Origin of the sequence: Micromonospora sp. NPDC004540 (assembly GCF_040610095.1) — a bacterium.
Taxonomy (GTDB): domain Bacteria; phylum Actinomycetota; class Actinomycetes; order Mycobacteriales; family Micromonosporaceae; genus Micromonospora.
Window position 1 is genome coordinate 1 of the sequence record NZ_JBEXLR010000147.1, and the last position, 11,556, is coordinate 11,556.

Genomic DNA, 11,556 nt, shown 5'->3' on the forward strand with positions numbered 1-11,556 from the left:
CCGCGTTGCAGGGCGCGCTGACCGCCCGGGCCGGCGCCCGGCTGCTCGGCCTCGCCGTCGCCGCGGCCGCCCCGCTCGGCCGCCGCCTGGCCCGACTGATCTCCCCGACATGACCACCCCGCCGGCCCCCGCGCCCGCCGGACCGGACCGCCCGGCCGGGCGGCCGCCGCTCGACCCGGCCGGGCTGCGCCTCGGGTACGGCACCAACGGCTTCGCCAACCACCGGCTCGGCGACGCGCTCACCGTCCTGGCCGACCTCGGCTACCAGGGCGTCGCGCTCACCCTGGACCACGACCACCTGGACCCGTTCGCGCCCGAGCTGGCCCGCCGGGTCACCGCGGTGCGACGTCGCCTGGACGCCCTCGGCCTGGGCGTGGTGATCGAGACCGGGGCCCGTTACCTGCTCGACCCCTGGCACAAGCACGCGCCCACGCTGCTGCACGACGAGCCCGGTGCGCGGATCGAGTTCCTCCGCCGGGCCGTGTGGATCGGTGCCGACCTGGGCGCGGAGGCGGTCTCGTTCTGGGCCGGCGTACGCCCGCCCGAGGTGCCGGCGGCCGTCGCCTGGGACCGCCTGGTGGCCGGCTGCGCCGCGGTGTGCGTCGCGGCGGACGCGGCCGGCGTGCCGCTGGGCTTCGAACCCGAGCCGGGGATGCTGGTCGAGGACATCGCCGGCTGGCGCCGGCTACGGGACGCCCTCGGCGCGCCGCCCGCCTTCGGGATCACCCTCGACATCGGACACTGCCGCTGCCTGGAGCCGGAGCCGGTGCCCGACTGCGTCGCGGCGGTCGCCGAGCACCTGGTCAACGTGCAGATCGACGACATGCGCCGGGGCGTGCACGAGCACCTGGAGTTCGGCGAGGGCGAGATCGACTTCCCGCCGGTGCTGCGCGCCCTCGCCGGCGCCGGCTACCGCGGCCTGGTCGCCGTGGAACTGCCCCGGCACTCGCACGCCGCCCCGGCCGTCGCCGCCCGCTCACTCGACTTCCTGCGCGCCGCCGCCCGTGGCCCCGTGCCGGCGGCGGCGGACCGAAACACCGGCTGACCACCTGGCACCCGCGGGCTGGCACCCGCTGGAGAGGGGAGACGGCATGACACCCGACCGACTGCGCGCCGCGCTGCGGGGCGTACCCGATCCGCAGTGGCTGGACGCGGCCCTGCGCCGCGTCGCGACCGAGCCCGGGGCGATCCCGCGGCTGTTCGCCATCGCCGCCCGACGGTGCGGCCGGGGGCCGCTGCCCGACCCGCCCGGCTGGACCGTCGACGAGGCCGTCCGGGCGCTGCTGCTCACCGCGCTCCCCGCCGACCACGCCGCGGCGGCCGAGGCGCTCTACCGGCAGGGTGACGCCGCCGAGAAGCGCGCCGTGCTGCGCGCCCTGCCGCTGCTGCCGATCGGGGCGGAGTGCGTGCCGCTGCTGCACGACGCGATCCGCACCAACGACACCCGCCTGGTGGCCGCCGCGCTCGGCCCCTACGCCCGGCACCTGGAGCAGCCGGCCTGGCGGCAGGCGGTGCTCAAGTGCGTCTTCACCGGCGTGCCGCTCGCCGTCGTCGACGACCTGAACGGGCGGGCGGACGGCGAGCTGGCGGCGATGCTGGCCGGGCTCGCCGCGGAGCGGCACGCGGCCGGCCGCGCCATGCCCGCCGACGCCACCGACCTGCTCGACCGGCTCGGCGCCGGCTCGCACCCGACCACCGCCAGGGAGGCGTGATGCGCATCTTCGACCCGCACATCCACATGACGTCAAGGACCACCGACGACTACGAGCGGATGGCCGCCGCCGGGGTGCGCGCCGTGGTGGAGCCGGCGTTCTGGCTGGGCCAGCCGCGCACCAGCGTGGAGACGTTCGTCGACTACTTCGACTCGCTGGTCGGCTGGGAGCCGTTCCGGGCCGGCCAGTTCGGCGTCCGGCACCACGCCACCGTGGCGCTGAACCCGAAGGAGGCCAACGACCCGCGCTGCCGCCCGGTGCTCGACCTCCTGCCGCGCTACCTGGACAAGGACGGCGTGGTGGCGGTCGGCGAGATCGGCTACGACTCGATGACCCCGGCCGAGGACGCCGCCTTCGCCGGGCAGCTCGCCCTGGCCGTGGCGCACGACCTGCCCGCCCTCGTGCACACCCCGCACCGGGACAAGGCGCGCGGCGTCGAGCGCACCCTCGCCGTCGTCGCCGAGTCCGGCATCGACCCCGGGCGGGTGCTGGTCGACCACCTCAACGAGGTCACCGTGAAGCTGGTCCGGGACACCGGCTGCTGGCTCGGCTTCTCCATCTACCCGGAGACGAAGATGTCGCCGCCGCGGATGGTCGAGCTGCTGCGGACGTACGGGACCGACCGGATGCTGGTCAACTCGGCCGCCGACTGGGGGCGCTCCGACCCGCTGCTCACCCGGGCCACCGGGGAGGCGATGCTGCTCGCCGGGTTCAGCGAGGACGACGTGGACCGGGTGCTGTGGCGCAACCCGGTGGAGTTCTACGGCCAGTCCGGCCGGCTGGACCTCACCGGCCTGGACGACCCGGCGGCCACCTTCGCCGGCAACTCGATCCTGCGTGGGGGCGAGTGATGCGGCTGCGGCACGCCGACGGCACCACCGTCCATCTCGGCTACTGCACCAACGTCCACCCGGCCGAGGACCTGCCCGGGATCCTCGCCCAGCTCGACACGTACGCCGTCGCGGTCCGGCGGACGCTCGACACCGACCGGCTCGGGCTGGGGCTCTGGCTGGCCGCCCCGGTCGCCGCCGCGCTCGCCGCCGACCCGGCGGCCCGCCGCCGGCTCCGGCACGAGCTGACCGTACGCGGGCTGGAGGTGGTGACCCTCAACGGCTTCCCGTACGCGGCCTTCCAGGCGCCCGTGGTCAAGGGCGCCGTCTACCACCCGGACTGGACGACCCGGGACCGGGTGGCGTACACCCTGGACCTGGCCCGGGTGCTGGCCGACCTGCTGCCCGACGACGCCGCCCGCGGCTCGATCTCCACCCTGCCGCTGGCCTGGCGCACGCCGTGGGACCCCGGCCGGGCCGAGGCCGCCCGCCACCGCCTCGACGCGCTCGCCGCCGGGCTGGCCTCGGTCGAGCGGGAGACCGGCCGGAGCGTCCGGGTCGGCTTCGAGCCGGAACCGGGCTGTCTGGTGGAGTCCACGGGACAGGCACGCGAGGTATTGTCAGCCATGGATACCGACCGGCTCGGGATCTGCCTCGACCTGGCCCATCTCGCCTGTGCCTGGGAGGAGCCGGTCGAGGCGCTCGCGCGGCTGCGGGACGCCGGGCTGCCGGTCGTCAAGGTGCAGGTCTCCGCCGCCGTCGAGGCGCCCGACCCGGGGAACTCGGCCGGGGCGCTGCGCCGCTGGGTCGAGCCGCGCTTCCTGCACCAGACCCGGGCCGCGGGCTGCGCCGGCGCCGCCGACCCGGCCGACCCGGCGTACGCGGCCGACGACCTGGACGCCGCCCTCGACGCGCGGCTGCCCGGGGCGTGGCGGGTGCACTACCACGTGCCGTTGCACGCCCCGCCCGAGCCGCCGCTGCGCTCCACCGTGCCGGTGCTGCGGGCCGCCCTCGCGGCGCTCTACGCCGGCCCGGCCGCCGGCTGCGACCACCTCGACGTCGAGACGTACACCTGGGGGGTGCTGCCGGCGGCGCGGCGGCCGCGCACCGACGCGGAGCTGGCCGGGGGCATCGCCGCCGAGCTGGCCTTCGCCCGCGACGAGCTGGTCGGCCTGGGGCTGGCCACGACCGCCGGGGTGACCCGGTGAGCCGGCGGCTGGTGGTGCTCGACGTGGTCGGGTTGACCCCGCGGCTGCTGGCGCACATGCCCCGGCTGCGCGCGGTCGCCGAGGCCGGCTTCGCCGCCGAGCTGGGCACCGTGCTGCCCGCGGTGACCTGCTCGGTGCAGTCCACCTTCCTCACCGGCGAGCCCCCGTCCGGGCACGGGATCGTCGGCAACGGCTGGTACTTCCGCGACCTCGGCGAGGTGCTGCTCTGGCGGCAGCACAACGCGCTGGTCGGCGGGGAGAAGCTGTGGCAGGCGGCGCGCCGGGTCGAGCCCGGCTACCGGGTCGCCAACGTCTGCTGGTGGTACGCCATGGGCGCCGACGTGGACTGGACGGTCACCCCGCGCCCGGTCTACCACGCCGACGGGCGCAAGGAGCCGGACTGCTGGACCGACCCGCCCGAGCTGCACGACGAGCTGACCGGGGCGCTCGGCACCTTCCCGCTCTTCACCTACTGGGGGCCGGGCGCCGGGCTGCCCTCGTCGCGCTGGATCTGCCGGGCCGCCGAGCGGATCCTCGCCGACCACGCTCCCGACCTGACCCTGGTCTACGTCCCGCACCTCGACTACGACCTGCAACGCTTCGGCCCGTCCTCGCCCCAGGCCGCCGCCGCGGCGGCCGAGCTGGACGCGGTGCTCGCGCCGCTGCTCGACGCCGCCCGGGAGCGGGACGCCACGGTGGTGGCCCTCTCCGAGTACGGCATCACCGACGTCTCCCGGCCGGTGGACGTCAACCGGCTGCTGCGCGCCGAAGGGCTGCTGCGGGTCTACACGCAGGCCGGCATGGAGTACCTGGACCCCTGGACGTCGCGGGCCTTCGCGGTCGCCGACCACCAGGTGGCGCACGTCTACGTGAAGGACCCGGCCGACGTGCCCGCGGTGGCGAAGCTCTGCGCGGCGCTGCCCGGGGTGGCCGAGGTGCTCGACCGCGCCGGCCAGGCGGGGTACGGGCTGGACCATCCGCGCTCCGGCGAGCTGGTGCTGGTGGCCGAGCCGGACGCCTGGTTCACCTACTACTACTGGCTGGACGACGCCCGGGCGCCCGACTTCGCGCGGCTGGTCGAGATCCACCGCAAGCCCGGCTACGACCCGGCCGAACTCTTCTTCGACCCGGCCGCGCCGGGCGCGGCGAAGCGCCGGGCCGCGGTGGCGCTGGCCCGCAAGAAGCTCGGGATGCGCTACCTCATGAGCGTGGTGGGGCTGGACGCCGGGGCCCGGGCGGTCCGTGGCTCGCACGGCCGGCTCCCGGCCGACGCGGCCGATGCGCCGGTGCTGCTCTGCTCCGACCCGGCCGCGGCCCGGGACCGGGTCGCCGCGACCGACGTCAAGGCGTTGCTGCTCCAGCTCGCCGGACTGGCCCGGGAGGCGCCGTGACCGTGACCGTCGCACCGACCGACCCGGCCCTGCTACGGGACCGCTTCGACGCCGCGCTCGCCGCGTTCCTGCGCGAGCGGGGGCCGGGTCGGCCGGACGACGGCACGGGGGAGGTGCACGCCGTGCTCCGCCGGTTCGTCCTGGCCGGCGGCAAGCGGCTGCGGCCGCTGTTCTGCTACTGGGGCTGGCGCGGCTTCGGCGGCCCGGACGGCGCGCCGATCGTGGTGGCCGCGGCGGCGCTGGAGCTGTTCCACGCCTTCGCGCTGATCCACGACGACATCCTGGACCGCAGCGACCGCCGGCGCGGCCGGCCCACCGTGCACCGGGTCTTCGCCGACCGGCACGCCGGGGCCGGCTGGCGCGGCGACCCGGACGCGTACGGCCGGCAGGCGGCCCTGCTCTGCGGCGACCTCTGCGCCGCCTGGTCCGGGCAGATGTTCCACGGCTGCGGGCTGGACACCGAGCGGCTGCGCCGGGGCCACGCCCTGCTCGCCCGGATGCGGGCCGAGGTGATCGCGGGGGAGTACCTCGACGTGGTGGCCGCGGCCGGCGACGGCTCGGTGGCCAGCGCGCTCGCGGTGGTGCGGTTGAAGACGGCCCGCTACACGGTGACCCGCCCGGTGCAGGTGGGCGCCGCCCTGGCCGGGGCGGACCCGGACGTGGTGGCGGCGCTGGCCGGGTTCGGCGATCCGCTCGGGGACGCCTTCCAGCTCCGCGACGACCTGCTCGGCGTCTTCGGCGACCCGGCGGTGACCGGGAAGTCCAACCTGGACGACCTGCGGGAGGGGAAGCCGACCGTGCTGCTGGCGCTGGCCCGGACCGCCGCCGGGCCGGCCGGGGTGGCGCGGCTGCGGGCCCTGGTCGGCGATCCGGCCCTGGACGCGGCCGGCGCCGCCGAGGTGCGCGGCATCGTGGAGACCTCGGGGGCCCGGGCGGCGGTGGAGCGGATGATCCGGTCCCGGGCCGACGAGGCCCTGGCCACGCTGGACCGGCTGCCGCTGGCCGAACCGGCCCGGGAAGCGCTGGCCGACCTGGCGGCCCGGGCCGTGGACCGGCGTCGCTGACGCCGACTTTTGTCGCTCATCGACGAAAGTCGTTCCGGAGCCAGCGGAAGCTATGGACAGGCAGATCGAAAGGTCTTAATGTCGTGCGCAAGCACAGAGCTGTTTCGCCGAGGTGAACCGCCCGCAACCGGCACCCTCGTCGAGGTGACCGCCGGCCGGCCGCAACCACCGGTGGTCACGGCCCACCGAGCCTCACCCGGCGGGCCCGCCGCAGCAACCCCGCACGGCATCCGGCGCGACGCGCGCCCGATCCTGGCTGCGCGCGTCAGGAAGGGACAGCAGAGGCATGTCCAGCCCCCACCACACCCCCACCCGACGATGGCTCCCCGCCGGCTCGGCGCTGCTGCTCGCGGCGGCCGCCGGCGCGGTCGGCCTGGCCGCGACGCCCGTCCCGGCGTCCGCGCACCCCATCCCGGCGACCGACTTCCAGCAGGTGGAACTCGCCCGCGGCGTCGCCGAGACCGGCGAGCCGATGTCGCTCGCGGTGCTGCCCGACCGCTCGGTCCTGCACACCGCCCGCAACGGCACGCTGCGGCGCACCGACGCCGCCGGCGTCACCACCGTGATCGGCACCCTCCCGGTCTACACCCACGACGAGGAGGGGCTCCAGGGCGTCGGCGTCGACCCCGGCTTCGCGAGCAACCGGCAGATCTACCTCTACTACGCGCCCCCGCTGTCCACCCCGGCCGGCGACGCCCCCGCCACCGGCACCGACTTCTCCGCGTGGCGAGGGGTCAACCGGCTCTCCCGGTTCAACCTCAACGCCGACTTCACGCTCAACCAGGCGAGCAAGGTCGACGTGCTGGACGTGCCGGCCGACCGGGGCATGTGCTGCCACGTGGGCGGCGACATCGACTTCGACGCCGCCGGCAACCTCTACCTCTCCACCGGCGACGACACCAACCCGTTCGACTCCGGTGGCTACGCGCCGCTGGACGAGCGGACCGAGCGCAACCCCGCGTACGACGCGCAGCGCAGCGCCGGCAACACCAACGACCTGCGCGGCAAGATCCTGCGGATCAGGGTGAACGCCGACGGGTCGTACGCCGTCCCGGCCGGCAACCTCTTCCCGCCCGGCACCGCGCGGAGCCGGCCGGAGATCTACGCGATGGGCTTCCGCAACCCGTTCCGGATGAGCGTCGACAAGGCCACCGGCGCCGTGCACGTCGGCGACTACGGCCCGGACGCCGGCACCAGCTCGGCCCGCGGCCCGTCCGGGCAGGTCGAGTTCGACCGGGTCACCGGGCCGGGCAACTACGGCTGGCCGTACTGCACGGGCACCAACACGGCGGCCGAGACGTACGCCGAGTGGGACTTCGCCACCGGCACCGCGGGCGCGAAGTACGCCTGCGCGAGCGGCCCGACGAACAACTCGTTCCGCAACACCGGCCAGAGCACCCTGCCGGCCGCGAAGCCGGCCTGGATCCGCTACGCCGGCGACGCCGGCAGCCCGCCCGAGTTCGGCGGCGGCTCCGAGTCGCCGATGGCCGGGCCGGTCTACCGGTACGACGCCGCCAACCCGTCCACCACGAAGTTCCCGCAGTCCTTCGACGGGCAGTTCTTCGCCACCGAGTTCGGCCGGGGCTGGATCAAGCCGATCCATCTCAACGCCGACGGCTCGCCCGGCACCATCGACGCCTTCCCGTGGACCGGCAAGCAGGTGATGGACTCGGCGTTCGGGCCGGACGGCGCCTACTACGTGCTCGACTACGGCACCGGATACTTCAACGGCGACGCCAACTCGGCGCTGTACCGCTTCGACTACCTCGGCGGCGGCAACCGCGCCCCGGTGGCCCGGGCCGCCGCCGACCGGACCTCCGGCGCGGCCCCGCTGGCCGTCGCCTTCTCCTCGGCCGGCTCGTCCGACCCGGAGGGCGGGGCGCTCACGTACGCCTGGGCGTTCGGCGACGGCGGCACCTCGACGGCGGCGAACCCGTCGCACACCTACACCGCCAACGGCCGGTACACCGCCACGCTGACCGTCCGGGACCCGCAGGGCGCCACCGGCACCGCCAGCGTGGTGATCACGGTGGGCAACACCGCGCCGACGGTCACCGTGAACAGCCCGGGCAACGGGCAGCTCTTCTCCTTCGGTGACACCGTGCCGTTCCGGATCACCGTCACCGACCCGGAGGACGGCACGATCGACTGCGGCAAGGTCAAGATGACCTACGTGCTCGGCCACGACCAGCACGGCCACCAGATCACCTCGGCGACCGGCTGCACCGGCTCGATCAGCATCCCGGTCGACGGCGAGCACGACGACGCGGCGAACATCTTCGCGGTCTTCGACGCCGAGTACACCGACTCCGGCGGCCTGACCACGCACACCCAGCACACCCTCCAGCCCCGCCACCGGCAGGCCGAGCACTTCAAGACCTCCGCCGGGATCAACACCTTCGACAAGGCGACCGCCGAGGGCGGCCGGACCGTCGGTGACATCCACAACGGGGACTGGATCGCGTTCGAGCCCTACCAGCTCGGCAACGTCACCGGGTTCAGCGCCCGGGTCTCCTCGGCCGGGGCGGGCGGCACCCTCCAGGTCCGGGCCGGCTCGGCGACCGGCACCGTCCTCGGCTCGGCCACCGTGCCGGTGACCGGCGGGTGGGACACCTTCACCACGGTGACCGGCGCGGTCGCCAACCCGCCCGCCGGGACCACCACCCTCTATCTGACCTTCGCGGGCGGCGCGGGCGCGCTCTACGACGTGGACGCGTTCACCCTCACCACCTCCGGCGCGCGCACCGGACCGGTCCGCGGGCTGGCCGGCAAGTGCCTCGACGTGCGCAACGCCGCGACCGCCGACGGCACCCAGATCCAGCTCTACACCTGCAACGGCACCGGGGCGCAGAGTTGGACCGTGACCCCGAACTCGACGGTCAAGGCGCTCGGCAAGTGCCTGGACGTCTCCGGCGGCGCGACCGCCGACGGGACGAAGATCCAGCTCTGGACGTGCAACGGCACCGGTGCGCAGAACTGGTCCGCCCAGGCCGACGGCACGCTGCGCAACCCGCAGTCCGGCAAGTGCCTCGACGTCTCCGGCAACAACTCCGCCGACAGCACCCCCGTGCACCTCTGGACCTGCACCGGCGCGGCGAACCAGAAGTGGACCCTGCCGTGAACACCTTGGAGAGCGACATGAGATTCCTCCGCACCGCCCTCGGCGCGGCCATCGCCGTCCTCACCACCCTCGCCTGCACCACCCCGGCCACCCCGGCGGCCGCCGCCGACGCCCCCTACGACGTGCTGGTCTTCTCCAAGACCGCCGGCTTCCGGCACGACGCCATCCCGGCCGGCATCCAGGCCGTCCGCGACCTCGGCGCGGCGAACAACTTCACCGTCACGGCCACCGAGGACGCGGCCCAGTTCACCACCGCCAACCTGGCCCGGTTCGAGGCGGTGGTCTTCCTCAACACCACCGGCGACGTGCTCAACGCCACCCAGCAGGCCGCCTTCGAGGCGTACATCGGCGGGGGCGGGGGCTACGTGGGCGTGCACGCCGCCGCCGACACCGAGTACGACTGGCCGTTCTACGGCAACCTGGTCGGCGCCTGGTTCGCCTCCCACCCGGCGATCCAGCCGGCCAACGTGAAGGTGGAGGACCGGGGGCACGCCGCCACCGCCCACCTGCCGCAGACCTGGAACCGCACCGACGAGTGGTACAACTACCGCACCAACGCCCGGTCCACCGCGCACGTGCTGGCCACCCTCGACGAGTCGTCGTACTCGGGCGGCTCGATGGGCGGCGACCACCCGCACGCCTGGTGCAAGGCGTACGCGGGCGGCCGGTCCTTCTACACCGGCGGCGGCCACACCCAGGCGTCCTACACCGAGGCCGCGTTCCGTGCCCACCTGCTCGGCGGCATCCGGTACGCGGCCGGCCGCAGCAAGGCCGACTGCCGCCCCGAGACCGGCTACACGGCGCTCTACAACGGCGCCACCACCGGCTGGTCCCAGGCCGGGCCGGGCAGCTTCGGCAACGCCGACGCCACCCTCACCTCGGTCGGCGGGATGGGCCTGTACTGGTACAGCGCCACGCAGTTCACCAACTACTCGCTCAAGCTGGACTGGCGGCTGGCCGGTGACGACAACTCCGGCGTCTTCATCGGCTTCCCGCCGTCGAGCGACCCCTGGTCGGCGGTGAACAACGGCTACGAGATCCAGATCGACCCGACCGACAGCCCCGACCGGACCACCGGCGCGGTCTACACGTTCAAGTCCGCCGACCTCCCGGCCCGGGACGCGGCGCTCAACCCGGCGGGCGAGTGGAACACCTACGAGCTGCTGGTCGAGGGGGAGCGGCTCCAGGTCTTCCTCAACGGCGTGCGGATCAACGACTTCACCAACACCGACCCGGCCCGGTCGCTCGCCGGCCACGTCGGCATCCAGAACCACGGCACCGGCGACGACGTCTCGTTCCGCAACATCCGGATCAAGGAGCTGGGCGGCACGCCGCCGGCCGGGAACACCACGGTGCAGGCCGAGGCGTTCAGCTCCGCCAGCGGGGTCACCCCGTTCGCCAAGGCCGGCGCCAACGGCGGGCAGACCCTGGGGTACGTCGACCCGGGCGACTGGGCCGCGTACCAGGGGCTCGACCTGACCGGGGTGACCGCGCTGCGGGCCCGGGTGGTCTCCGGCGGCCCGGGCGGCACGCTCCAGCTCCGCACCGGCTCCGCGACGGGGACCGTGCTCGGTCAGGTGGCGGTGCCGAACACCGGCAGCTGGACCACCTTCGCCGACGTCAGCACCGCGCTGACCGGCGTGCCGGCCGGCGGTCAGACCGTCTGGCTGACCTTCGCCGGCACCGGCTCCGGGCTGTTCGACGTCGACGACTTCACCCTGGTCCGCGGCGGTGGGGGCGGCGGCAGCGGCGCCGGCCCGGTCCGGGGCCTGGCCGGCAAGTGCCTGGACGTGCGGGGCGGCGCCACCGCGGACGGCACCCAGGTGCAGCTCTACACCTGCAACGGAAGCGCCGCGCAGACCTGGACGGTGACCCCGAACTCGACCGTCAGGGCGCTGGGCAAGTGCCTGGACGTGTCCGGCGGCGGCTCGGCCGACGGCACGAAGATCCAGCTCTGGACCTGCAACGGCACCGGCGCGCAGAACTGGTCGGCGCAGGCCGACGGCACGCTGCGCAACCCGCAGTCCGGCAAGTGTCTCGACGTGGCGGGGAACAACTCCGCCGACAGCACCCCGGTGCAGCTCTGGTCCTGCACCGGCGCCGCGAACCAGCGGTGGACCCTGCCCTGACCGGTGGGCCGGCGGAGTTGTTCCCCGCCACGTCGAGACACTTGCCGGACTGCGGGTTGCGCAGCGTGCCGTCGGCCTGCGCCGACCAGTTCTGCGCGCCG

Annotated in this window: 8 protein-coding genes; all 8 read left to right on the forward strand. The window is 75.0% G+C overall.

Features of this window, described 5'->3' with window-relative positions:
• Positions 1-109 precede the first annotated feature (109 nt).
• Positions 110-1,045, forward strand: a complete 936-nt coding sequence (locus ABZV78_RS29925) for a sugar phosphate isomerase/epimerase family protein (protein ID WP_355643966.1) — start codon at positions 110-112, stop codon at positions 1,043-1,045.
• A 46-nt stretch (positions 1,046-1,091) separates the two neighbouring features.
• Positions 1,092-1,712, forward strand: coding sequence for an EboA domain-containing protein (locus tag ABZV78_RS29930; protein WP_355643968.1), 621 nt, complete (start codon positions 1,092-1,094; stop codon positions 1,710-1,712).
• The gene (locus tag ABZV78_RS29935) at positions 1,712-2,563 is read left to right on the forward strand and encodes a TatD family hydrolase (RefSeq protein WP_355643970.1); all 852 of its coding nucleotides are present in this window, start codon (positions 1,712-1,714) and stop codon (positions 2,561-2,563) included. Before ABZV78_RS29930 ends, ABZV78_RS29935 begins: the two co-directional genes overlap by 1 nt.
• Positions 2,563-3,750, forward strand: a complete 1,188-nt coding sequence (gene eboE / locus ABZV78_RS29940; RefSeq protein ID WP_355643972.1) for a metabolite traffic protein EboE — start codon at positions 2,563-2,565, stop codon at positions 3,748-3,750. Before ABZV78_RS29935 ends, eboE begins: the two co-directional genes overlap by 1 nt.
• Complete coding sequence (locus ABZV78_RS29945; RefSeq protein ID WP_355643974.1) at positions 3,747-5,141, forward strand: nucleotide pyrophosphatase/phosphodiesterase family protein; 1,395 nt, start codon at positions 3,747-3,749, stop codon at positions 5,139-5,141. Before eboE ends, ABZV78_RS29945 begins: the two co-directional genes overlap by 4 nt.
• On the forward strand, positions 5,138-6,205 hold the full coding sequence (locus ABZV78_RS29950) for a polyprenyl synthetase family protein (RefSeq protein ID WP_355643976.1): 1,068 nt from the start codon (positions 5,138-5,140) through the stop codon (positions 6,203-6,205). Before ABZV78_RS29945 ends, ABZV78_RS29950 begins: the two co-directional genes overlap by 4 nt.
• A 286-nt stretch (positions 6,206-6,491) precedes the next feature.
• Positions 6,492-9,326, forward strand: coding sequence for an RICIN domain-containing protein (locus ABZV78_RS29955; RefSeq protein WP_355643977.1), 2,835 nt, complete (start codon positions 6,492-6,494; stop codon positions 9,324-9,326).
• Between the two features lie 17 nt (positions 9,327-9,343).
• Positions 9,344-11,455: a lectin gene (locus ABZV78_RS29960; RefSeq protein WP_355643979.1), complete on the forward strand. Its 2,112-nt coding sequence runs from the start codon at positions 9,344-9,346 to the stop codon at positions 11,453-11,455.
• Positions 11,456-11,556: the final 101 nt, after the last annotated feature.

Coding starts and splice junctions, on each gene's coding strand:
- ABZV78_RS29955 (WP_355643977.1), top strand. CDS start 6,492: ATGTCCAGCCCCCACCACACCCCCACCCGACGATGGCTCCCCGCCGGC.
- ABZV78_RS29960 (WP_355643979.1), top strand. CDS start 9,344: ATGAGATTCCTCCGCACCGCCCTCGGCGCGGCCATCGCCGTCCTCACC.
- ABZV78_RS29930 (WP_355643968.1), top strand. CDS start 1,092: ATGACACCCGACCGACTGCGCGCCGCGCTGCGGGGCGTACCCGATCCG.
- ABZV78_RS29925 (WP_355643966.1), top strand. CDS start 110: ATGACCACCCCGCCGGCCCCCGCGCCCGCCGGACCGGACCGCCCGGCC.
- eboE (WP_355643972.1), top strand. CDS start 2,563: ATGCGGCTGCGGCACGCCGACGGCACCACCGTCCATCTCGGCTACTGC.
- ABZV78_RS29935 (WP_355643970.1), top strand. CDS start 1,712: ATGCGCATCTTCGACCCGCACATCCACATGACGTCAAGGACCACCGAC.